General features: G+C 71.1%; 30 protein-coding genes. 20 read left to right on the top strand and 10 right to left on the bottom strand.

The features are described from left to right. Positions 1 to 12: 12 nt before the first annotated feature. The 7 genes from V5P93_RS07450 to V5P93_RS07420 all read left to right on the top strand — a co-directional run bounded on the left by V5P93_RS07450 (position 13) and on the right by V5P93_RS07420 (position 5,886). Positions 13 to 1,092 (top strand): ABC transporter substrate-binding protein, encoded by a 1,080-nt coding sequence (locus V5P93_RS07450; protein ID WP_104478630.1) that lies wholly within the window; start codon positions 13 to 15, stop codon positions 1,090 to 1,092. A gap of 32 nt (positions 1,093 to 1,124) precedes the next feature. Further along, on the top strand, positions 1,125 to 1,901 hold the full coding sequence (locus V5P93_RS07445) for an ABC transporter ATP-binding protein (protein ID WP_104478629.1): 777 nt from the start codon (positions 1,125 to 1,127) through the stop codon (positions 1,899 to 1,901). Further along, positions 1,891 to 2,829 carry an ABC transporter permease gene (locus tag V5P93_RS07440; protein ID WP_104478628.1) on the top strand — a complete coding sequence of 313 codons (939 nt, stop codon included), beginning with the start codon at positions 1,891 to 1,893 and terminating at the stop codon, positions 2,827 to 2,829. Before V5P93_RS07445 ends, V5P93_RS07440 begins: the two co-directional genes overlap by 11 nt. After that, on the top strand, positions 2,830 to 3,555 hold the full coding sequence (locus tag V5P93_RS07435; protein WP_104478627.1) for a sirohydrochlorin chelatase: 726 nt from the start codon (positions 2,830 to 2,832) through the stop codon (positions 3,553 to 3,555). A 275-nt stretch (positions 3,556 to 3,830) separates the two neighbouring features. Next, a complete protein-coding gene (locus V5P93_RS07430; RefSeq protein ID WP_104478626.1) occupies positions 3,831 to 4,454 on the top strand; it encodes a cyclase in 624 nt (207 codons plus the stop codon). A gap of 78 nt (positions 4,455 to 4,532) precedes the next feature. After that, positions 4,533 to 5,087, top strand: a complete 555-nt coding sequence (locus V5P93_RS07425; protein WP_104478625.1) for a DUF4396 domain-containing protein — start codon at positions 4,533 to 4,535, stop codon at positions 5,085 to 5,087. Positions 5,088 to 5,109: 22 nt separating this feature from the next. Further along, on the top strand, positions 5,110 to 5,886 hold the full coding sequence (locus V5P93_RS07420) for an enoyl-CoA hydratase-related protein (protein ID WP_104478624.1): 777 nt from the start codon (positions 5,110 to 5,112) through the stop codon (positions 5,884 to 5,886). A 1-nt stretch (position 5,887) separates the two neighbouring features. Here V5P93_RS07420 and V5P93_RS07415 read toward each other — a convergent pair whose 3' ends face one another. After that, entirely contained in the window at positions 5,888 to 7,051 is a 1,164-nt protein-coding gene (locus V5P93_RS07415; protein ID WP_146107984.1) for a hydrolase, read from the bottom strand. A 76-nt stretch (positions 7,052 to 7,127) separates the two neighbouring features. Between V5P93_RS07415 and V5P93_RS07410 the strand changes: the two genes are divergently transcribed. Then, entirely contained in the window at positions 7,128 to 7,532 is a 405-nt protein-coding gene (locus tag V5P93_RS07410; RefSeq protein ID WP_104478623.1) for a hypothetical protein, read from the top strand. Between the two features lie 13 nt (positions 7,533 to 7,545). Then, positions 7,546 to 7,761, top strand: coding sequence for a helix-turn-helix transcriptional regulator (locus V5P93_RS07405; protein WP_104478622.1), 216 nt, complete (start codon positions 7,546 to 7,548; stop codon positions 7,759 to 7,761). Here the strand turns inward: V5P93_RS07405 and V5P93_RS07400 are convergent. Then, positions 7,751 to 8,716 (bottom strand): zinc-binding dehydrogenase, encoded by a 966-nt coding sequence (locus V5P93_RS07400; protein WP_104478621.1) that lies wholly within the window; start codon positions 8,714 to 8,716, stop codon positions 7,751 to 7,753. The two genes, V5P93_RS07405 and V5P93_RS07400, sit on opposite strands and share 11 nt — an antisense overlap. Before the next feature lie 91 nt (positions 8,717 to 8,807). Between V5P93_RS07400 and V5P93_RS07395 the strand changes: the two genes are divergently transcribed. The 3 genes from V5P93_RS07395 to V5P93_RS07385 are packed head-to-tail and all read left to right on the top strand — an operon-like array spanning position 8,808 to position 9,423. Beyond that, positions 8,808 to 9,011: a hypothetical protein gene (locus V5P93_RS07395; RefSeq protein WP_245931197.1), complete on the top strand. Its 204-nt coding sequence runs from the start codon at positions 8,808 to 8,810 to the stop codon at positions 9,009 to 9,011. After that, complete coding sequence (locus V5P93_RS07390) at positions 9,011 to 9,145, top strand: hypothetical protein (RefSeq protein ID WP_281261653.1); 135 nt, start codon at positions 9,011 to 9,013, stop codon at positions 9,143 to 9,145. The genes V5P93_RS07395 and V5P93_RS07390 overlap by 1 nt, the downstream gene beginning before the upstream one ends. Beyond that, positions 9,142 to 9,423, top strand: coding sequence for a barstar family protein (locus V5P93_RS07385; RefSeq protein WP_104478619.1), 282 nt, complete (start codon positions 9,142 to 9,144; stop codon positions 9,421 to 9,423). The genes V5P93_RS07390 and V5P93_RS07385 overlap by 4 nt, the downstream gene beginning before the upstream one ends. On the opposite strand, the gene V5P93_RS07380 is transcribed toward V5P93_RS07385, so the two are convergent. From V5P93_RS07380 to V5P93_RS07370, 3 genes are all read right to left on the bottom strand, one after another. After that, entirely contained in the window at positions 9,414 to 10,409 is a 996-nt protein-coding gene (locus V5P93_RS07380) for an alpha/beta fold hydrolase (protein ID WP_374065620.1), read from the bottom strand. The two genes, V5P93_RS07385 and V5P93_RS07380, sit on opposite strands and share 10 nt — an antisense overlap. Before the next feature lie 229 nt (positions 10,410 to 10,638). Next, positions 10,639 to 11,691, bottom strand: a complete 1,053-nt coding sequence (locus tag V5P93_RS07375; RefSeq protein WP_281261652.1) for a nitronate monooxygenase — start codon at positions 11,689 to 11,691, stop codon at positions 10,639 to 10,641. An 89-nt stretch (positions 11,692 to 11,780) separates the two neighbouring features. Beyond that, positions 11,781 to 12,662, bottom strand: coding sequence for a TIGR04222 domain-containing membrane protein (locus tag V5P93_RS07370; RefSeq protein WP_104478617.1), 882 nt, complete (start codon positions 12,660 to 12,662; stop codon positions 11,781 to 11,783). A gap of 95 nt (positions 12,663 to 12,757) precedes the next feature. On the opposite strand from V5P93_RS07370, the gene V5P93_RS07365 reads away from it, so the two are divergent. Continuing rightward, the gene (locus tag V5P93_RS07365; RefSeq protein ID WP_104478616.1) at positions 12,758 to 13,216 is read left to right on the top strand and encodes an HD domain-containing protein; all 459 of its coding nucleotides are present in this window, start codon (positions 12,758 to 12,760) and stop codon (positions 13,214 to 13,216) included. 682 nt (positions 13,217 to 13,898) lie between these two features. Here V5P93_RS07365 and V5P93_RS07360 read toward each other — a convergent pair. After that, on the bottom strand, positions 13,899 to 14,321 hold the full coding sequence (locus V5P93_RS07360; protein ID WP_104478615.1) for an MmcQ/YjbR family DNA-binding protein: 423 nt from the start codon (positions 14,319 to 14,321) through the stop codon (positions 13,899 to 13,901). A gap of 66 nt (positions 14,322 to 14,387) precedes the next feature. Between V5P93_RS07360 and V5P93_RS07355 the strand changes: the two genes are divergently transcribed. Continuing rightward, positions 14,388 to 14,786 (top strand): DUF3224 domain-containing protein, encoded by a 399-nt coding sequence (locus V5P93_RS07355; protein ID WP_104478614.1) that lies wholly within the window; start codon positions 14,388 to 14,390, stop codon positions 14,784 to 14,786. A gap of 21 nt (positions 14,787 to 14,807) precedes the next feature. Here the strand turns inward: V5P93_RS07355 and lepA are convergent, their stop codons facing one another. Next, complete coding sequence (gene lepA / locus V5P93_RS07350) at positions 14,808 to 16,655, bottom strand: translation elongation factor 4 (protein WP_104478613.1); 1,848 nt, start codon at positions 16,653 to 16,655, stop codon at positions 14,808 to 14,810. Positions 16,656 to 16,768: 113 nt separating this feature from the next. Between lepA and V5P93_RS07345 the strand changes: the two genes are divergently transcribed. Next, the gene (locus V5P93_RS07345; protein ID WP_104478612.1) at positions 16,769 to 17,074 is read left to right on the top strand and encodes a helix-turn-helix transcriptional regulator; all 306 of its coding nucleotides are present in this window, start codon (positions 16,769 to 16,771) and stop codon (positions 17,072 to 17,074) included. Here the strand turns inward: V5P93_RS07345 and V5P93_RS07340 are convergent. Further along, complete coding sequence (locus V5P93_RS07340) at positions 17,071 to 17,454, bottom strand: VOC family protein (RefSeq protein ID WP_104478611.1); 384 nt, start codon at positions 17,452 to 17,454, stop codon at positions 17,071 to 17,073. The two genes, V5P93_RS07345 and V5P93_RS07340, sit on opposite strands and share 4 nt — an antisense overlap. 50 nt (positions 17,455 to 17,504) lie before the next feature. Between V5P93_RS07340 and V5P93_RS07335 the strand changes: the two genes are divergently transcribed. Further along, entirely contained in the window at positions 17,505 to 17,942 is a 438-nt protein-coding gene (locus V5P93_RS07335) for a type II toxin-antitoxin system PemK/MazF family toxin (RefSeq protein WP_104478610.1), read from the top strand. Here the strand turns inward: V5P93_RS07335 and V5P93_RS07330 are convergent. After that, a complete protein-coding gene (locus tag V5P93_RS07330) occupies positions 17,927 to 18,412 on the bottom strand; it encodes a hypothetical protein (RefSeq protein ID WP_146107983.1) in 486 nt (161 codons plus the stop codon). The genes V5P93_RS07335 and V5P93_RS07330 overlap by 16 nt on opposite strands. A gap of 103 nt (positions 18,413 to 18,515) precedes the next feature. On the opposite strand from V5P93_RS07330, the gene V5P93_RS07325 reads away from it, so the two are divergent. The 4 genes from V5P93_RS07325 to V5P93_RS07310 all read left to right on the top strand — a co-directional run bounded on the left by V5P93_RS07325 (position 18,516) and on the right by V5P93_RS07310 (position 20,683). Beyond that, positions 18,516 to 19,466 carry an SPFH domain-containing protein gene (locus tag V5P93_RS07325; protein WP_104478608.1) on the top strand — a complete coding sequence of 317 codons (951 nt, stop codon included), beginning with the start codon at positions 18,516 to 18,518 and terminating at the stop codon, positions 19,464 to 19,466. Further along, on the top strand, positions 19,466 to 19,684 hold the full coding sequence (locus V5P93_RS07320; protein ID WP_104478607.1) for a hypothetical protein: 219 nt from the start codon (positions 19,466 to 19,468) through the stop codon (positions 19,682 to 19,684). Before V5P93_RS07325 ends, V5P93_RS07320 begins: the two co-directional genes overlap by 1 nt. A 128-nt stretch (positions 19,685 to 19,812) precedes the next feature. Further along, on the top strand, positions 19,813 to 20,076 hold the full coding sequence (rpsT, locus tag V5P93_RS07315; protein WP_104478606.1) for a 30S ribosomal protein S20: 264 nt from the start codon (positions 19,813 to 19,815) through the stop codon (positions 20,074 to 20,076). Positions 20,077 to 20,167: 91 nt separating this feature from the next. Further along, on the top strand, positions 20,168 to 20,683 hold the full coding sequence (locus tag V5P93_RS07310) for an acyl-CoA thioesterase (protein ID WP_104478605.1): 516 nt from the start codon (positions 20,168 to 20,170) through the stop codon (positions 20,681 to 20,683). Positions 20,684 to 20,957: 274 nt separating this feature from the next. On the opposite strand, the gene V5P93_RS07305 is transcribed toward V5P93_RS07310, so the two are convergent. Continuing rightward, positions 20,958 to 21,080 (bottom strand): hypothetical protein, encoded by a 123-nt coding sequence (locus V5P93_RS07305; protein WP_374065560.1) that lies wholly within the window; start codon positions 21,078 to 21,080, stop codon positions 20,958 to 20,960. Positions 21,081 to 21,082 lie beyond the last annotated feature (2 nt).

Below are 21,082 nucleotides of genomic sequence, written 5' to 3'. Positions count from 1 at the left end.
AAGGCCCTTGTCGTGAAGCGCACGCTCCGAACGTCCCGTGTCTTAGCCGCAGGCGTCATCGCCGTCTCCCTGCTGGCCTCGGCCTGCTCGCGCGCCGCCGAGCCCAGCACCCCGGCGCCTGCCCCGGGGCAGAGCACAGACAAGGGCCCCGCCGCCGAGCTGCGCCTGGGCTACTTCCCGAACGTCACCCACACCTCGGCGCTGATCGGGCTGGAGAAGGGGTTCTTCGCCAAGGAACTGGGCAACACCAAGCTGGTGCCGACCAAGTTCAACGACGGCCCGACCGAGGTGGGCGCGTTCCTCGGCGGTTCGCTGGACGCGGGCTTCATCGGCTCCGGCCCGGCGATCAACGCCTTCGCCAAGTCCAAGGGTGAGGCCGTCCGGCTGGTCGCCGGTGGCACGTCCGGGGGCGCGCAGCTGGTGACCACGGCGGAGATCACCAAGCCCGAGGACCTCGTCGGCAAGGTCGTGGTGACGCCCGCGCTGGGCAACACCCAGGACGTGTCGCTGAAGAAGTGGCTGGCGGACAAGGGTCTGCTCGGCAAGGTGACGGTCACCAACCGGGAGAACGCGCAGACCCTCGACGCGTTCAAGAAGGGCGAGGTGCAGGCCGCGTGGCTGCCCGAGCCGTGGTCGTCGCGGTTGGTGCTGGAAGCGGGCGCCAAGGTCTTCCTCGACGAGAAGGAACTGTGGAAGGATGGGAAGTTCCCGACCACCGTCCTCTTGGTCCGCACCCAGTTCCTCCAGGACCACCCGCAGACCGTGCAGGCGCTGCTGCGCGGGCTGCTGGCCGCCAACGACTACGCCAAGGCCAACGAGGCCGACGCGAAGGCCGCGGTGAACAAGCAGCTGGAGGCGCTGACCGGCAAGGCGCTGGCGCAGAAGACGATCGACCGCGCGTTCACCTCCATCTCGCTGGACACCGACCCGCTGGCCGCCACCTTCCCGCAGCTCTCCAAGGACGCGGTCACCGCCAAGGTCGCGGACAAGGAGACCAACCTCGCCGGGTTCGTCGACGTGACCAACCTCAACGCCGTGCTCAAGGCCGCGGGCAAGCCCGAGGTCGACGCGGCGGGCCTGGACAAGAAGTAGCGGAGACGAGCCGAGGAAGGCAGGCGATACCCATGACCGCCACCCTTGAGGCCACCGAGACCGCCGTGCGGCTCGACGGTGTCCGGAAGACCTTCGGCAGCGGAACTCGCGCCGTCACCGCCCTCGACGGGATCGATCTGAGGGTCGCGCCAGGCGAGTTCGTCTGCCTCCTCGGCGCGTCCGGCTGCGGCAAGACCACCGTGCTCAACCTGATCGCCGGGCTCGACGCCCCCACCTCGGGGGAGATCGAGCTGTCCACGACCCGCCCGGCGGTGATGTTCCAAGAGGCCGCGCTGATGCCGTGGCTGACCGCCGCGCGCAACGTGGAGCTGCCGCTGCGGCTCGCCAGGGTCGGCAAGTCGCAGCGCGAGGCGCGCACCCGCGAGCTGCTGGACCTGGTGCGCCTCGGCGACGTGGGCAACAAGCGACCGCACGAGCTGTCGGGTGGCATGCGGCAACGAGTCGCGCTGGCCCGCGCGCTGGCGTCCGCGTTGGACGGCAACCGCGGCGAGGCCGCGTCGCTGCTGCTGATGGACGAGCCGTTCTCCGCGCTCGACGCGATCACCCGCGACGTGCTCCAGGGTGAGCTGCTGCGCGTGTGGCAGGCCACCGGCACGGCCGTGGTGTTCGTGACCCACGACGTGCGCGAGGCCGTGCGGCTGGGGCAACGGGTCGTGCTGCTGTCGTCCAAGCCGGGCCGGGTCGTGCAGGAGTGGGACGTCGACGGGCTCACCGGCTCGGACGAGTTGGATGCGGTGGACCGGATCAACGCTCGGCTCCGCGAGGTGATCAGCAGCCATGCCGCGTGAGGTCCTCGACGACGGTGCCGCCGCACCGGGTCACGGCCCGGAGCGCAACGGTGTCGCGGAACACCCCCAGCAGGTGGCTGACTCCTCAGCCGTCGAGGCCGGGCTGGACGCGCTGGACACGCCGCCGTCCGGCTCGGGCGGTCGGCGCAACCTGGTCCGCGCGGTCGTCTCCCCGATCGTCGCCATCATCCTGACGGTGATCCTCTGGCAGGTCCTGTGGTCGCTGGCGTTGTGGCCGGAGTTCCAGCTGCCCGCGCCGCAGGACGTGTGGGCGCAGATCTGGAAGGTCGTGCGCAACGGCGACGTCTGGGAGTTCCTCTGGGTCTCGGTGCACCGCGCGGTCATCGGGTTCCTGATCTCGGTCGCGGTGGCCACGCCGCTGGGTCTGGTGCTGGCCAAGGTGCCGCTGATCCGCGCGGCGTTCGGTCCGCTGATCTCGGGCCTGCAGAGCCTGCCGTCGGTGGCCTGGGTGCCCGCCGCGGTGCTGTGGTTCGGCCTGACCGACGGCGCGATCTACACCGTGGTGCTGCTGGGCGCGGTCCCCTCGATCGCCAGCGGCCTGGTGTCGGGCATCGACCAGATCCCGCCGATCCTCCCCCGGGTGGGCAAGGTGCTGGGCGCGGGCAGGCTCGACTCGGCGCGGTACATCCTGTTGCCCGCCGCGCTGCCCGGGTACCTGGCCGGGCTCAAGCAGGGGTGGGCGTTCTCCTGGCGGTCGCTGATGGCCGCCGAGTTGATCGCCACGTCCCCGCAGCTCGGCTTCGGCCTCGGCCAGTACCTGCACAACGGCATGCAGCTGTCGGACATGTCGATGGTGCTGGCGGGCATCTTCCTGATCTTCCTGGTGGGCGTGGGCATCGAACTGGCCGTGTTCCGCCCGTTGGAGCGGACCGTGCTGCGCGCACGGGGCCTGACTGGGGCCGTGTAGGTGGTTCCCCTTGTCGCTGTCGCGCACGGCAGCCGCGACCCGCGTTCGGCCGCCACGGTGGCCGAACTGGTCTCGGCTGTCCGTGCGCGGCGGCCCGGTTTGGACGTGCGGGCCGCTTTCCTGGACCTGTCCGCGCCACGGGTGTTCGACGTGTTGTCCGGTTTGCACCGTGAAGGCCACCGCGAAGTCGTAGTAGCGCCCCTCTTGCTCGGACGGGCCTACCACGCGCGGGTAGACCTACCGGCGCTCTTGGACGAGGCCCGCGCGCGGCTACCTCGGCTGTCCACAACGGTCACCGATGTCCTGGGACCGGACCGGAAGCTGGAAGAGGCCGCCCTGCGGCGGCTTGCCGAAGTCGGCGTGGAGCCGGGTGACCGCGAGGTCGGGGTCGTGCTCGCGGCGACCGGCTCGTCGCACGCGCCCGCCAACGCCGTAGTGGCCGAGATCGCGGAGCGCTGGTCGTCGACCCTCGGGTGGCGCGGGGTGCGGGCGGCGTTCGCGTCGACGGCGGAACCCGACGTGCCGTCCGCGGTGGCCGCACTACGGGCGCGCGGCGCGCGGCGGATCGCGGTGGCGTCGTACTTCCTGGCCCCCGGTCTGCTGCCGGACCGGGTGCGGAAACTGGCCGGTGCCGCGGTGGTGGCCGCCCCGCTCGGCACAACCGTGGCGGAGGTCGTGCTGGACCGCTACGACCAGGTGCGGGCCGCCGCGCTGCGGTCGGCCTGAGCCGCTGCGTTAGGGACCGGTTCGAAACCACCCGCACGGCCGGTCCGGTCGCGCTGCGCGGGTTCCCGCTGGACCGTGTGGGTGTGCCGCGGCGGCGAGCAGGCGCGGACCGTCGCCTACACGGGCCGGGCCATTAACCGGGGTGTCGCGGTCGAATAGCACCGCGACACCGACCCACTGGGTGAATGTTTGACGGATTCGGCCGCGCGGCGCAACGATGGGCGCGCCGCGCGGCCGAACCCGTTTCTCCTAACAGCCCAGTCGAGGTGAACCCGATGAAGCGCACCCCGCGTCGCACCATGACCATCGCCGCTCTCGTCGCCGTGCCCGCCCTGGCCCTCGCCCCGGTGGCGGCGGCCGTGCCGGTCGGCATCAACTTCGCTTGCCAGGCCTCCGCACTCGGCTCGACGTACGACTTCACCCTCACCCAGCCCGCCGACGTCAGCGCGCCCGCGAGCGTGTCGGCGGGCAGCGCGTTCAGCGTGACGATCGACCCGGCGGCGGCGAGCGTGCCCGCCACCGTGGGCACCTACGCGCTGCGCCGCGTGCAGAACCTGACGTTCAAGGTGCCGGTCCCGGCGAACTCGACCTACGTCTCCGGGTCGCTCTCCGGCGGCTCCGGGGTGGGCGCGACCGCGCTGAGCCAGGCGGGCGGCGTCGTCACCCTCACCGCCACCGGTCCCGTCAACGGCGGGGCGTCGTTCGAACTGCCCGCCATCACCCTGAACCTGACCGCCGGGTCGCCGGGGACGGTCGAGACGACCCTCTACGGCTCCGGCTACGGCAACCCCGGCCTGACCGCGACGGCCGTGGTGCGGGTGATCCTCTTGGACGTGAACGTGCCCGCGTCCTGCTACCCGGACCCGAACCCGGTCCTCACGACAACGACCGTGGTGTAGCCCCCGTGTGACCGAGACCGCAGGGCGCCCGCCGAGCGCCCTGCGGTTTTTATACCCCCAGGGGGTATAGTCATCGCCATGGAACACGGACCCCACCACCACGCGCACCCCGAGACCCGCGCCGCCGAGGACCACTCGGCCCACCAAGCACCCCACCGGGACGTCGGGGAACACGCCCACCACGGGCACGGCGCCCGGTCGCCGTGGCGGCAGGCGGCGAGCGCCACGCTGCACTGCCTCACCGGGTGCGCCATCGGCGAGGTGCTGGGCATGATCATCGGTACCGCGCTGGGCTGGTCGAACCTGCCGACCGTGGTGCTGTCGATCGCCCTGGCGTTCGTCTTCGGCTACAGCCTCACGATCAGCCCCGTGCTGCGCGCGGGCGTCCCGTTCCGCCAGGCCCTGGGCGTGGCGCTGGCCGCCGACACGGTGTCGATCACGGTCATGGAGATCCTGGACAACACGGTGATGGTCACCGTGCCGGGGGCGATGGACGCGGGTCTGGGCAACTGGCTGTTCTGGGTCGCGCTGGCGCTGTCGCTGGCCGTGGCGTTCGTGCTGACCGTGCCGGTGAACAAGTGGCTCATCGGTCGCGGCAAGGGTCACGCGGTCGTGCACCAGTACCACCACTGACCCTCCCACTAGGGTGAGGTCCATGGCTGACGAGCTGGTGCACTACGCGGTCGAGGCAGGGGTCGCGCGGATCACGCTGGATTCGCCGCACAACCGCAACGCGCTGTCCGCGCAACTACGCGCCGAACTGCGCGACCACCTGTCTACCGCGCTCGCCGACGACACCGTCCGGGTGCTCGTCCTCGACCACACCGGCACGGTTTTCTGCGCGGGCATGGACTTGAAGGAAGCGGGCGGGGCGTCCTCGTCCGCCCAGGGCGTCAACGAGTTCCCGGCGATCCTCGAGCAGCTCTGGACCAGCCCCAAGCCCGTCGTCGCCAAGCTCGCGGGCCCGGCCCGCGCGGGCGGCGTGGGCATCGTCGCGGCGGCGGACATCGCGGTCGCGGTGGACACGGCGACGTTCGCGTTCACCGAGGTCCGCATCGGCGTGGTCCCGGCGATCATCTCGGTCACCGTCCTGCCCCGCCTGCTCCCCCGCGCCGCGCACGAGTTGTTCCTGACGGGCGAGCAGTTCTCCGCGGCCCGCGCGGTCCAGATCGGCCTGATCAACTCGGCCGTCCCCGCCGAGAGCCTGGACGCCGAGGTCTCCCGCTACACCGCCATGCTGACCTTGGGCGGCCCCAAGGCGTTGGCCGCCACCAAGGACATGCTCCGCCGCCCCCGCCCGGACGACATGTCCGCCGACTTCGCCGAGATGCTGTCGTTGTCGGCGGGCTTCTTCGCGTCCGAGGAGGGGCAGGAGGGCATCACCGCCTTCACGCAGAAGCGCAAGCCCAACTGGGTTCCCGCCAAGGACTGACTCAGCGGACGAACCGGACCTGCGGGTAGCGGGGCCGCTGGAACAGGCGGTGGTCGACCCCGCGCAGGTGGAGGTCGAAGAACGCGCGCAGGTAGTCCCGCTGCGCGTGGATGGCGCGATGCGGTTCGAGTGTGCCGATCGCTCGCGCCACCTGCTCGGGCGTCAGGCCGAGGATGGGCGCGGCCTGGGGGAACAGCGTTTCCAGGTCGGTGAACGAGATGTGGGTGGACCCGGCGAGGGCCAACTCCCGTTTCCAGCCGTGCTGGCTGTCCCAGAACTGGTCCCAGCTCGGGTCTTCCCCGCCGGGGCCGGGATCGCTGCCGAAGAGCAGGAACGGGCGATCGGTGCCCGCGGTGACGGGTGCCAGGAGGCTGCCGTCCAGGTTGGCGCCCGCGCGTAGGCGTCGGTCGGCGCGGATCGTCGCTGCGGCCGTGGCGCCGCCGAGGGAGTGGCCGAACATGCCGACGCGGGACAGGTCGAACGCGCCTGCGAGGCGCCCGGTGTTGAGCGCGGCGAGTTGGTCCAGCACGAATCGGGTGTCCGCGGTGCGCACGGCGAGGGCCTTGGCGACCAGGGCGTCGTCGATGTCGCCGGTGATGGCGAAGGTTTCCACCCGGCCGCCGGGGAACTCGACCGCGTCGGCGTCATAGGTGTGGTCGATGGCCACTACGACGTAGCCGTGGCTGACCAGTTCTTCGATCAGCGCGGTGCCGAGGCTGCGGTCGCTGCGCAGACCCGGCGAGTACAGCACGACCGGTCTCCCGCACCGACCTCGGTTCACCGGCGCGGATAGGTGCGCGTGCGTAGTGGGCAACAACAGCGCGCCGGGCGGGATGCCTTGCTCCCGCTCGAAAACGGCGGTGGTGCCGGGTGACATCCATGGCGCGGTCGGGCGTCCGTGCGTGGTGAGTGCCGGGTACCAGAGCTGAACCATGAGTTCCCGAACCGAGCCGGTCCCCTGCCATGGGTCCACACGCGACCGGTCGACCAGGTGCGACGAGACCGTGCCCAGCGGATGCGGACCCGTTGGCGCGGGCAGGGTGAGGCGCGCCGGAGCGTCGGGGCGCGGCTGCGCGGACGCCACGGCGGCCAACGGCACGGAGGCGAGGGCGGACGCGGCGGCGGTGGCCAGCAGCGACCGGCGGCTCAGGAGTCGTCTCGACATGATCGAAATGTAAGGGAGACTTTCCATGAAGACAAGTGTGCTTGACTTTATGGAAGGGTCGTCTTACCTTCGGCGCATGGCGAACGAGCGGCAAGACCAGGTGACACGCGCGGCCCGCCGCGCCGTGCTGATCGATGGCATACCCGTGTCCGCCCTGGGCCTGGTCGCCTTGGCGCTGGGCAGCGACCCCGACCCGGGCAGCGCGCAGAAGGCCTGGTGGATCGCGGCCACCACCGCGTTCTCGCTGGCGGTGGCCTGGGTGCTGTTACGGGCGTTCCGGCGCGCGGACGAGTACCTGCGCCGGGTCCAGTTGGAGAGCATGGCGATCGCGTTCGCCGCGGTCCTGGTGGCGCTGCAGGTGGCTACCATGCTCGACGCCGCGGGCGTCGTCGAACTCCGCCAGGTCGCCCAGCTGATCCTGATCGGCGGCATGGTGGTCTGGCTGACGATCGCGGACCTGCGCACCCGCTTCCACCGCTGAAGGGCGAACACCCGTGAAGAACCGGCTACGCGAACTGCGCGCAGCCCGCCGGTGGAGCCAGGCCGACCTGGCCGACCGGTGCCAGGTCTCCCGGCAGGCGATCAACGCCATCGAGACCGAGCGGTACGACCCCAGCCTGCCGCTGGCGTTCACCATCGCCGACGTCTTCGGCCTGACGATCGAGGAGATCTTCCACCCCGACCGGACGGGCGGCGCGGCTAGCGGGTGAAGACGATCTTGCCCGCGGTCTCACCCGCCAGTATCTGCGCGAAGCCCTCGCGCGCTTGGTCCATCGGGAGTTCGGCGCCGATGCGGGGGCGGATCCCGGCGGTCTCGCAGAAGCGGAGCAGGTCGGCCAGCTCATCGCGGGTGCCCATGGTGGAGCCGACGACGCGCAGTTGGAGGAAGAAGAGGCGTTGCAGGTCGGCGCCGGGGTTGGGGCCGCTGGTGGCGCCGGAGACGACGATGACGCCGCCGGGCTTGAGCGCGCGCATGGAGTGCGACCAGGTGGCGTCGCCGACGGTCTCGAAGACGCCGTCCACCCGCTCGGGGAGCCGGGTGCCGGACTCGAAGGACTCGTGGGCGCCGAGTTCCAGTGCCAGCGCGCGCTTGCGCTCGGTGCGACCGGTCACCCAGACCCGCAGCCCCGCGGCCCGCCCCAGGGCGATCAACGCGGTGGCGACGCCACCGGACGCGCCCTGCACCAGCATGGTCTGACCGGGGCGCAGACCGGATTTGACGAACAGCATGCGGTAGGCCGTCAACCAGGCCGTGCCCATGCAGGCCGCCTCGGCGAAGGTCAGTCCGGCGGGCTTGGGCAGCGCGTTGCGGGCCGGGACGACGACGGTGTCGGCGAAGGTGCCCTGGTACTTCTCGGTGAGCAGGGTGCGCTTGGGGTCCAGTGTCTCGTCACCGATCCAGGCCGGGTCGCCGATGACCGAGTGCAGGACCACCTCGGTGCCGTCGGCCAGCACGCCCGCGCCGTCGCAGCCGAGGGTCATGGGGAACTGCTCGGCCTTGATGCCGACCCCGCGCAACGTCCACAGGTCGTGCATGTTGAGGCTGGCCGCGCGCACGGACACCGCGACGAAGCCATCCGGCACCTCGGGTTCCGGGCGTTCGCCGACGATCAGCGACGCCAGGGGGTCTTCGGGGCTGGGCGCGGAGGCGTAGACGGCGAACATGGGTCGAACATAGTGACGCGGGTCGCGTCCCGCCCCACAAAGGTGACCCAGGTTGCGGCCGGGGCGGGCGCGGCGGGCTAGGCTCGGTGGTGTGTCCGAGTGGTGGAACGACGTGGAGCTGTGGCTGATCCAGCTCTCGTTCCCGCTGCAGTTCACCCTGGTGATGGCGATCCTGCTGCCGCTGTGCGTGGTGGTGGCGTGGGCGATCGACCGGGTGGTGGACTACGCGTCGGCCCGCTTCGGCACGTCCCGCGACGAGACACCGCTGGGTTCGCGCCCGGAGACCGAGTCCTGATGGGCTCGCGCGGACGCATCACCGTCGCCCTGGTCGGCCTGGTCATCCTGGTCCTGGTGGGCTGGCTCCTGCGCGGCTCCGACGACGACCCGCCCGGCCCCCGGTCCGCGCCCGCCCTGGTCCAGGTCCGATGAGCACCTACTCCGTCGACGGCACCCGGGTCCGCACCCGGGACGACGCGCTGGCCGCCATCGCGAACGCCCTGTCCTTCCCGGATTGGTTCGGCCACAACCTGGACGCGCTCCACGACTGCCTCATCGACCTGTCGTGGCTGCCCGCCGGGGACGTCGTGCTGGAGTGGCGCCACCCCGAGGTCTTGGCGGAGACCGACGCGGACGCCCACGACGCGGTGCGCCAGGTGCTGGCGGACGCGGCGGCGGGCTCCGGCCGGTTCTCGGTGACCTACGCCTGAGCGCGGTGGAACGCGTCGATCATCTGCCAGGTCTCGTGGCGCGCCCCGCGCCCGGTCAAGACGCCCAGGTGCCCACCCCCGGCGACCGCGAACCTGGCATCCGCCACGTGGTCGACGAGCTTGCGCACCGCCTTGGGTGGCGCGATGGTGTCGTCGCGCCCGGCGACCACGAGGACGGGCCGGTCGACGCGGGCCAGCTCGATCCGCCTACCCGCCACGGTGACGACGCCTTCGGCGAGGGCGTTGGCGCGGTAGAACTTGTGGTAGATCTGGCCGACCGCGCGACCGGGGTACGCGAGCATGCCTGCGGCGAACCGGTCGACGGCCTCGACCTGGGCGAGGTAGTCCCGATCACCGAGATTCCGGGCGATGGCAAAGGGTTTGGTGAGGTGCTTGTCGAGCGCCGACACCTGGAAGACGCGCTTGACGACCGGGGCGGGGATGGCGCCGAGGGTCCGGTAGAAGGCGGGGAAGAGTCGGTTGCCGGTGAGGGTGTCGAGGGGTCGTAGTGGCGCGATCAGCGGTATGGCCCGGAAATCGAACGGACTCGCGATCACCGTCAGGGACGCGACCGGGAGCCCCCGGTCGCGCGCGATGGTCAACGCCGCCAGAATCCCGCCCAGACACCACCCCACCAGGTGGACGGGGCGACGGTCCGCGTCCCGGTGCACGGCGTCGACGGCCGCGGGGATGACGTTGTCGATCCAGTGCTCCAGCCCGAGCCGCCGCTCGTCGAAGCCGACCTCGCCGTACTCCACCGAATAGACCGAACGCCCACCGTTCACCAGGTGCTCGACCAGGCTGCACCCCCGGCGAAGATCGAAACACGCCCCACCCACAGCCAGCGGCGGCACGAGCAACACCGGCGCCGCACCGGCCAGGTCGGAGTGGTAGCGGTAGACAGCCCGGGTCCGCCCCTCGGCGATGACCGTCCGGGGCATGGGCCGGTGATCGGCCAACCCGCCCACCAACACCCGCTCAGCCACGTTGGCCACCGCCCCACGCACCCCCGCCCACCCCGCCACCGCGACCTCCCTACCTACTCCAAAGTAAAGTAACCCCACCCCGCCCCCACCCACCCTGTGGCCGAGGGCACAACCCACCCTCCCACCCTCGACGACTCCCAGGCGTCACCCAGGTCGGGCACACGCAAACTCATCGACGATGAATCAGGCGGCTTTGGCGCGGGAGGCGATGTCCGAGACGAGGCGAGCGCTAGATGCCCAAGCGACCCGTCAGGGCAGCGGCGGCGGTGCGGGCCTGGGCCATGAGCATGTGGAGTACCGCCGCGACGGGGGCTTCCTCGGCGCGGGAGTAGGCCTGGCCCATCCACAACGACATGGCTTCCGGGTCGCCCGCGCGGAGGGCGGCGGCGCGCAGGGGTTTGGTGACGTGGTGCAGGTCCGGGTAGGCGCTGGGGGCGTCGGCGTGTTCGGCGATGAAGCGGTTGACCAGTCCTCGCGCGGGGCGGCCGGTGAAGGATCTGGTCAGGGTGGTCTCGCGGGTGCCGTCGGCGATCAGGTCCCGGTGCACGGCGGAGGTGCCCGCTTCCGTACACCGCAAGAAGGCCGTGCCCAGCTGGGCCGCGACCGCCCCCGCCGCCAGCACCGCCGCCACGTCACCACCGTGCGACAGTCCACCGGCGGCGACGAGCGGCAGGCCTGTTCGCGCGCCGATCAGCCGGAGGGCGGGCAGCAGGTCGTAGAGGGGCCCGCCGCCGGGAAGGGCGGAGTTGTCCTCGAAGACCCCGCGGTGTCCACCGGCGGCCGCGCCTTGGACGCACAGGACGTCGGCGCCCCGCTCCGCCGCGGCCTCGGCCTCCGCCGGGGTGGTGACGGTGACGACCACCTGCGTCCCGTTCTCCTTGAGCCGCCGGACGTCCTCGACCCCGGGCAGGCCGAAGGTGAAGGACACGACCGGCACGCGGAGGTCGACCACGGCGTCGATCTTGGCCGCGTAGTCGTCGTCATCCCACCCGGCCTCGCCCGCCGCGACGCCGTACCGCTCCTCCTCGCCGGACAGGGATTGTCGATACCCCGCTGTGTCCGCAGAGGACTTCGAGTTCGGCACGAAGATGTTGACCCCGAACGGTTTGCCGACCAATCCCCGCGTCTGCTCGATCTGCCCGCGGAGCGCGTCCGCGCTCAGGTAGCCCGCGGGCAGGAAGGCGAACGCGCCCGCGTCCACCGCCCCGGCCACCAAGGCGGGTGAGCTGATCCCGCCCGCCATCGGCGCGACAACAATCGGAACCGCGGTGTCAGTCAGCACGCCCAAACCGTACCGCCGCGACACCCCACCCGACACCGGACTGGATCAAGGACCAACGGCTTGGACCACCGGGAATCGGCCAAGCGCGATCAGCCGCCGCACCCACCGCCGCCACCGCAGCTGCTGCCACCGCCACAGCTGCTGCCGCTGCTGCAACTGCTCCCACTGCTGCAACTGCTGCTGCCGGAGTCGCCGCTGGAGGACGTGCTCGACTGCGGGACGTGCTGGGTGAAGATCGCGCCCAGGTCCTCGTCCGGGTAGGCGACCAGGCCGTACAGGGCGACCGGCGCCAGCGCGCCGACCCCCATCACGCCCCGGGGCACCTCACCGCGGGCCCGGCGGAGCGCGGCCGTGCCGTAGCGGGTGGCGCGCTGGCGGGCGCTGCCCAGGAACAGGCGGGCGATGAGCCAGACCACGAGGGTCGCGGGTAACGACAGCGCCAGGTTGCCCACCGGGCGCTCCAGCGAGATGCCGTTCACCAGCCGGACGACCCCGACGATGAAGATCACCAGGAAGAGCAGGTGCACCCGCCGGAAGCCGCCCTTGCGCCCCGAGGTCAGGTAGCCGCGCTCGACCAGCCCCGCCGCGATGCGGTCGCCCAGCTCACTGCCCCGGATGCCCAGCGTGCCGCGCGAGGTGACCCGGTGCGAGGAGCCGAGCTTGCGCAGGACGTGGTCCTGCACCGGGTCGGCCGGGGTGCCCGCGCGGGTGGGAGTGGCCACACCGGACCGGCTGACCCGGACCGCGCCGCGCGAGACCAGCCCCGCGAACGCGGTGTCCTCGACCCGGGTCGGGCCGCCCGCGAGCATGGCCAGCTCGTAGTTGTCCAGCCGGCCGTGGTCGCCCGCCGCCTGCCCACCGCGCATGCGCGACACCACCGCCACGAGGACGGTGAGGGCGAACGCGGCGGCGACCGCCACCCAGTAGGCACCCAAGAACTCCGGGCCGGACAGTCCCCAAGGTTCGTCCATCACCCACTCCTCCGCACACGCGCACCGCGCGCTCCATGTCCACCACAACGACGTGATCGACGTGCGCTCCGTCGACCACCGGTTACATTCCCCGCATGTTCACCCTTGAGGACGCGGTTCGCATAGCCCGAGACGCCCACGAGGGCCAGCTCGACAAGGCCGGGCGGCCCTACATCGAACACCCGCTCCGGGTCATGTCCACCCTGGACGGCGACCACGACCGGATGACGGCGGTGCTGCACGACGTCATCGAGGACACCGCGGTGACCGCCGACGACCTCACCGCCGCCGGGTGCCCGCCGGAGGTGGTCCTCGCCGTCGAGGCCATCAGCAAGCACCCCGACGAGTCCCAACAGGACTACCTGACCCGCGTCGCCGCGAACCCGATGGCCCTGCGGGTCAAGCACGCCGACATCGCCGACAACTCCTCCCCCGCCCGGCTGGCCACACTGGACGAGCCCACCCGCGAACGCCTGCGCGCCAAGTACGCGCACGCCCTCGCCTACCTCGCGAGCCTGGCCACCCCGGATCCACACGCCACCTCGGACGCCTGACCCGCACCACCGGTTGCACACCCGCGCCACCAACTCACCCCGCGACCGACCCGGCTCACCCCACCAGTCGCCCGCCAAGCCCGAACCGTGATCCCTCGGCCCGATTCCTCCCTCCATATCCGAATTCCTCAAGGTCCAACCACCCCACTCAGCGCGGAGCACGTCGAACCACACCAGGCGACGCACCACGCCGAACCCGCACCCGACCGTCCGCCGTCACCACCGCGAACTCAACGCCGACCGCACACGGCGCCCTCGGTGGGGCAAACGACGAGACTCACACCAGACCGTCACAGACCATCCCCGGACACGCTGCCGGCACTACCCGGCCTCGTCACGCGCCTCTGCCTTCGCCCAGGCAGAGCCCCATCGACGCGCCCGGTCGGTCCCATGCCCATGAACGCGGCACCGACCGTCCCAGTCGCCGAGCCATCGCCATCGCAGAATCCACCGGCGCGCGCCTGGCAGGTCCCATGACCTCGGCCATGCCACCTCCGGCCACGACCCACTCCCGAAGCAGCGACCACCTCGATCTCGTGGCAACCGGCTACACAGGACGCGCGCCCCGATGTGAACCGGCCGGTCCACGGCCCTGGCCGTCACCTCCTGCTGAAACTCGACGGCGCGCCTGACCTCGATCCGTCGGATCCGCGAGCGACTCGCGAGGCCTTCGACCGATGACTCACCCACCCGTCCGCGCGTCGAGTTCGGCGATGAGGCGCTTCGCGGCGACGAGTCGGTAGGACTGGTCGACGATCTCCGCGATCTCCGCCCAGTCCGGCGACACGTCGAGCCGCACGCCTAACCACCCCCGGTGTCCGACGTACGGCGGTCGGTAGAACCGCTCCGGGTCCTCCCCCACCAGCTCCTCCTGCGCCCCCGGCGGTGCCGCGCACCAGAACCCGGTGCGGTTGTCGCCGTGGTGGTTGTCCTGGAACATCACGAAGACCTTCTTGTCGCGGACGAACCACGTCGGCGCGCCGTGGCTGATCCGCTCGGTGGCCTCGGGCATGGCCATGCACAGCTCCCGCAACCGGGTCAACGGGTCGTCGTTCACGGGTTCCTCCTCTTCCGCTCCGGTGCCGTCGAGGACAGAATCGCGCATCGGGACGACATTCGTCGGAAGTTGTCCACAGGCGGGTATTCGAGTGTTGCCATCGGGAGGCACAGCGTGGGCGAGCGGGCTCAGGGAACGTTCATCGTGGACCAGTGGGAGCCGGAAACCCCGTACGACCAGCACGAAGGTGTCGAGCTGGGGCACACGGTGATCCGCAAGGTGTTCGACGGCGACCTGGTCGGCACCAGCGAGGTGCACATGACCAGCGCCGTCGTGCCCGCCACCGGCACCGCCGCCTACGTGGCGTTCGAGCGCGTCCACGGCACGCTGCACGGCCGCAAGGGCAGCTTCGTGCTCCAGCACCACGCGACCGCTAACGGCGACGAGGGCTCGCTGGACATCGTCGTCGTGCCCAACACCGGCACCGGCGACCTGGTGGGCCTCACCGGCACCTTGGAGATCACCAAGACCGGCGACGACCACACCTGGTCGCTGGACTACCGGCTCCCGTAGCGGCGAACCGCCGGACCGGACCTACTTCTTGCCCTTGGCCTTGTCCGGCGACTCGTCGGTGGACAGCGCGGCCACGAACGCCTCCTGCGGCACCTCGACGCGGCCGACCATCTTCATCCGCTTCTTGCCTTCCTTCTGCTTCTCCAGCAGCTTGCGCTTGCGGCTGATGTCACCGCCGTAGCACTTGGCGAGCACGTCCTTGCGGATCGCGCGGATGGTCTCGCGGGCGATCACCCGGGACCCGATGGCGGCCTGGATCGGCACCTCGAACTGCTGCCGCGGGATCAGCTCGCGCAGCTTCGTGGCCATCCGCGTGCCGTAGCCGTACGCGGAGTCCTTGTGCACGATCGCGCTGAACGCGTCCACGGCCTCGCCCTGCAGCAGGATGTCGACCTTGACCAGCTCGGAGCTCTGCTCGCCCGACTCCTCGTAGTCCAGCGAGGCGTAGCCGCGGGTGCGGGACTTCAGCGCGTCGAAGAAGTCGAAGATGATCTCGCCGAGGGGCATCGTGTAGCGCAGCTCCACGCGGTCCTCGGACAGGTAGTCCATGCCGCCGAGCTGCCCGCGCTTGCTCTGGCACAGCTCCATGATCGCGCCGATGTAGTCGCTCGGGGCGATGATCGTGCACTTGGTGACCGGCTCGTAGACCTCGGAGATCTTGCCAACGGGCCAGTCCGACGGGTTGGTCACGGTCAGCTCGCGGCCGTCGTCGAGCACGACCCGGTAGACCACGTTCGGCGCGGTGGAGATCAGGTCGAGGCCGAACTCGCGCTCCAGCCGGTCGCGGGTGATCTCCAGGTGCAGCAGGCCGAGGAAGCCGCAGCGGAACCCGAAGCCCAGGGCGGCGGAGGTCTCCGGCTCGTAGTCCAGCGCCGCGTCGTTGAGCTGGAGCTTGTCCAGCGCCTCGCGCAGGTCGGGGTAGTCGGAGCCGTCGACCGGGTAGAGGCCGGAGTAGACCATCGGGCGCGGTTCGCGGAAGCCCGCGAGCGCCTCGGTGGCGCCCTTGCGCTCGGAGGTGACGGTGTCGCCCACCTTGGACTGGCGGACGTCCTTCACTCCGGTGATGAGGTAGCCCACCTCGCCGACGCCGAGGCCCGCGCTGGCCTTGGGCTCCGGGGAGATGATGCCGACCTCGAGCAACTCGTGGGTGGCGCCGGTGGACATCATCCGGATCCGCTCGCGCGGGGTGATCTTGCCGTCCACCACGCGGATGTAGGTGACCACGCCGCGGTAGGTGTCGTAGACCGAGTCGAAGATCATCGCGCGGGCTGGCGCGTCGGCCACGCCGACCGGCGCGGGCACCTGGCGGACGACCTCGTCGAGCAGCTCGCGCACGCCGTGGCCGGTCTTCGCGGACACCCGCAGCACGTCGTCGGCCTCACAGCCGATGATGTGCGCGATCTCCGCGGCGTACTTGTCCGGGTCCGCGGCGGGCAGGTCGATCTTGTTGAGCACCGGGATGATGTGCAGGTCGCGGTCCAGCGCCATGTACAGGTTGGCCAGCGTCTGCGCCTCGATGCCCTGGGCCGCGTCGACCAGCAGGATGGCGCCCTCGCAGGCGTCGAGCGCGCGGGAGACCTCGTAGGTGAAGTCGACGTGCCCCGGGGTGTCGATCATGTGCAGGACGTGCTTGGCGCCGTCGAGCTCCCACGGCAGGCGCACGTTCTGCGCCTTGATGGTGATGCCGCGCTCGCGCTCGATGTCCATCCGGTCGAGGTACTGCGCGCGCATCGCCCGCGCGTCGACCACACCGGTGATCTGCAGCATCCGGTCGGCCAGGGTGGACTTGCCGTGGTCGATGTGCGCGATGATGCAGAAGTTCCGGATCTGCTCCGGCGCCGTGAAGGTCGTGTCCGCGAACGTGCTCACTGAGGGTCCTCGCATGGTCAGGGGTAACCCCATCGTCCCATGGCCACCCGGTGTCGGGGCGGTTCGGGTGTCGGGATTGCCCTTGTATATGCCCCGTCGGTAATGTTCGACGCGTGGCGACCACCTTCACCGTGCTGGCCGAGCCGACCCGGCGGCGGATCCTCGACCTGCTGCGTGAGCAGCCACGATCGGTGGGCGAGCTGGTGGCCGAACTGGGTCTCACCCAGCCGGGGACGTCCAAGCACCTGAAGGTGCTGCGCGAGGCCGGGCTGGTGCGCGTGCGCCGGGACGCGCAGCGGCGCTGGTACGAGCTGCGCGCCGAACCGCTGGCGGAGATCGACACCTGGCTCACGCCCTACCGGGCGCTCTGGTCGGACCGGCTGGACCGGCTCGAGCAGCACCTGGACGCGATGGACTAGGCGGGTGGCCGCGAGTCGAGCCGCATGGGGTGCGCCGCGGGCACCTCGACCAGCGCGATCCGCACGCCGTCGGGGTCCGACAGCCACGCCTCCCGCAGCCCCCACGGCTCCAGCCGGGGCTCGCGGTCCAGGGCGACACCGCGGTCGACGAGTTCGGCGGCGGTGGCGGCGAGGTCGCGCACCTGCAACCAGAGCGCGACGTCGGGCCCGGCGCCGCCCGCACCCCGGCCGGACAGCTCCAGGTAGCCGCCACCCAGGAAGAACACCGTCCCGCCGGGGAACTCCCGGAAGACCGCCAGACCCAGCTTGTCCCGGTAGAACACCAGGGAACGCTCGCGGTCACTCGGGTGGATGATGACTCGGCTGCTCAGGAACTCCACCCCACTGTCCTACCTTCGAGCAGCGCCGACCGCGACTACCCTCCCACTTCGTGCACAACTCGTCTGACGACCCCAAGCCCGCCCGCGGCGCGGTATGGCAGGTGCCGACCAGCGACCGTCCCGAGCACGTGGTCTACGCCCCGGACCTCGACGGCGACGCGGACCCGGGGGAGATCGTCTGGGCTTGGGTGCCGTATGAGGACGACCCGGAGCGCGGTAAGGACCGACCGCTGCTCGTAGTGGGACGTAGTGGGCCGACGCTGCGCGCGTTGATGCTCTCCAGCAGGCAGCCGCACGAGCACGCCCGCGACGACTGGCTGGAGCTGGGCTCCGGCCGGTGGGACCGCGACGGCCGGGTGTCCTACCTGCGCATGGACCGGCTCTTCGAGCTGGGTGAGCACGACATCCGGCGCGAGGGGTCGGTGCTGGAGGAGGACCGCTTCGTCCTGGTCGCCGACGCGCTGCGGGACCGCTACGGCTGGCGCTGATCCCGCGTCGTCAGGATGTCGTGGCTGCGCCGCATGCGCGCCACGGTGTAGAGGGCGCAGAGCGCGGCCATCACGACCAGCAGCACCCAGAACAGCACCGTCGGCCAGTGGTGGTACTCCACCAGCTCCCCGGTCTCCTTGGCGGCGATGAGGAGACCTCCGAGCGCGACGAGCAGCCAGCCGTTGGCCTTGTCCAGGAACCTGACCAGCGAGTTCAGGTGCTCGTCGGCCAGCGCCCGGAGCATGGCCTCGCGGTACTCCCTGGCCCGCCGCCTGCCCAGCCAGTAACGCACCGGCGGCAGCAGCCACCACCACGGTGAGATGGGCCTGATCCGCACGCCCTCCCGGGCCGCAGCGAGCTGCTCTTCCTCGATGTCCTGCTCGTGCAGCTCCAACGCGGCCTGGTAGACGGGCCCGGCGAAGAGCAGCCAGGCACCGAAGAAGCCGCACCACGCGATCACCCCGTGCACGGCGATCAAGCTACCGCCGTGTCCTACCCGGCTCAGCGGTAGTGGCGAACTCGGCGAAAAAGTGATATCACTTTGCTAGAAGCGAGCTAGCCCGGAGGTCGCCATGAGCACCACGCCCGCCAGTTTCGAACACCCCCTGCTGCCCCCACCGCACGTCCGCGAGAAGCCCGCCTTCGGCGCCGCGGGCATCCCCATCGCCGTCGCCGCCCTGGCCCTCGCCCTCGCGGCGCTGGGCCTGGTCGGTGTGGGTATCGCGGGGCTGGCCGACGAACTGTCGATCGGCCACGGCCTGGCCGTCACCGCGATCGTGTTCGGCGGCCTGGTGTTCCTCGCCGCCGCGATCACCATGGGCGGGCTGACCATGGTCTCCCCCGGCGAGGCCCAGGTCGTGCAGTTCCTCGGCCGCTACGTGGGCACCGTGCGGCTCGACGGCCTGCGCTGGGTCAACCCGTTCACCACGCGGCGGAAGGTGTCGACCCGGATCCGCAACCACGAGACCGCCGTGATGAAGGTCAACGACGCCGACGGCAACCCGATCGAGATCGCCGCGGTGGTGGTGTGGCAGGTCCAGGACACCGCCCGCGCGGTGTTCGAGGTGGACGACTTCATCGCGTTCGTCGCCATCCAGACCGAGACGGCGGTGCGGCACATCGCCACGACCTACCCGTACGACGCCCACGACGCGGAGGGCACGCTCTCCCTGCGGGACAACGCCGACGAGATCACCCAGCGGCTGTCGGCGGAGATCGCGGCCCGGGTCGAGGCGGCGGGGGTCGGCGTCATCGAGTCGCGGATCACGCACCTGGCGTACGCGCCGGAGATCGCGGGGGCCATGCTGCGCAGGCAGCAGGCGGGCGCGGTGGTGGCGGCCCGGCAGCGGATCGTGGACGGCGCGGTCGGCATGGTCGAGGCGGCGCTGGACCGGCTCGCCGAGCACGAGGTGGTCGAACTGGACGAGGAGCGCAAGGCGGCGATGGTGAGCAACCTGCTGGTGGTGCTGTGCAGCGACCGCGAGGCCCAGCCCGTCGTCAACACCGGGTCGCTCTACCACTGATGGTCGAGCGCAAGAAGGTCCTCCTGCGGCTCGACCCCGTCATCCACGACGCGGTCGCGCGGTGGGCGAACGACGAACTCCGCAGCACCAACGCGCAGATCGAGTTCATGCTGCGCCGGGCGCTGGCCGAGGCGGGCAGGCTGCCCGACGGCGCGGGCGGCCCGACCCGGCGGGGCAGGCCCCGCAAGGAAGGTCCCGAGGACTCGTCCGAGGAATAGAGGTGTTAGCCTGGTCCGTCGCGCCGTGCGGCACTCCGCCATGGAGGAGACCTGCTCGGCAGGGCCACGGGAGGTGTGAACCCCCAGGTCGCGGCGCGGACATCCGGTACGGCTCCGAGGAGACACGCATGGCGAACATCAAGTCCCAGTTGAAGCGGATCAAGACGAACGAGAAGGCGCGGCTGCGCAACAAGTCCGTCAAGTCCTCGGTGAAGACCGCGATCCGCAAGTTCCGCGAAGCCGCCGAGGCGGGCGACAAGGCCAAGGCCCAGGAGCTGCTGGCCGACGCCAGCCGCAAGCTGGACAAGGCCGCGGGCAAGGGTGTCATCCACCCGAACCAGGCCGCCAACAAGAAGTCGGCCATGGCGCAGCGGGCGAACAAGCTCGCCTGAGTCCTGCTCAAGCCCGCCTGAGTCGGGTTTCACAGCGGCGCCGCCCTCGTCGAGGGCGGCGCCGCTGTCGTCTCTGGGCCAGACTGCGGACATGGAACCGGTGCTGCACCCCAAGCCCACCTCGGCGGCGCGAACCTCGCTGTCGCACATCATGACCGCTGTGGACACCAACCTCCTCGGCACCGTCCACGGCGGAGTCATCATGAAGCTGGTCGACGACGTCGCGGGCGCGGTCGCCCAGCGCCACTCCGGCGGCCCGGCGGTGACCGCGGCCATGGACGGCATGACCTTCCTGCACCCGGTGCGCGTCGGTGACCTGGTGCACGCGCACGCCCAGGTGAACTGGGCGGGCCGGTCCTCGATGGAGGTCGGGGTCCGGGTGCTGGCCGAGCCGTGGGACCGGGCGGGCGTGCCCCCGACCAGGGTGGCCACGGCCTACCTGGTCTTCGTGGCGGTCGACGAGGACGGCCAACCGCGAGCGGTACCGGGCGTCACCGCGGAGACGCCGGAGGACGAGCGCCGCAACCGCGAAGCCGAGATCCGCAGGCACCACCGCCTGACCCGCCGCGACGAGATCCTCGCCAGCCGCACCGCCCACCTGACCTGATTCGCGCCGCACCCGACGCTCCCAGGTCGAAGCACGCTTGCCGCTCGCACCAACCCAACTGCGTCCGGCGCGTTTCCTGACACCAGCGCGGCCAAACAGAAGAACCCCTCGCCCAAACCCGCGCGAGGCGTGGTCAGTCGCAGCGGTGGGCGCGGCCGAGGCACCGGACGGCGTGCTCCAGCACGCAACACACAGCGGCACCTATGCCCCTGCCTCCCCCGCCCACCGTTGCCGGATGCTTCTCCGGCAACCTGGCACCCAGGTCTCGGGACGCTCAGTCGCGACGGCGAGCGCGGCCAAGGCGCAGGACCGCGCCTTCCAGCACGTAGTCCACATCGATCACCACGCCCTCGACTCCCACGACCACCGCCACCACGGCCGGGCAACCAGGGGGCACCG

Source organism: Actinokineospora auranticolor (assembly GCF_041897805.1).
Taxonomy (GTDB): domain Bacteria; phylum Actinomycetota; class Actinomycetes; order Mycobacteriales; family Pseudonocardiaceae; genus Actinokineospora; species Actinokineospora auranticolor.
The sequence above is the reverse complement of the archived record's forward strand: the minus strand, read 5'-3'. Positions and strand labels throughout refer to the sequence as shown.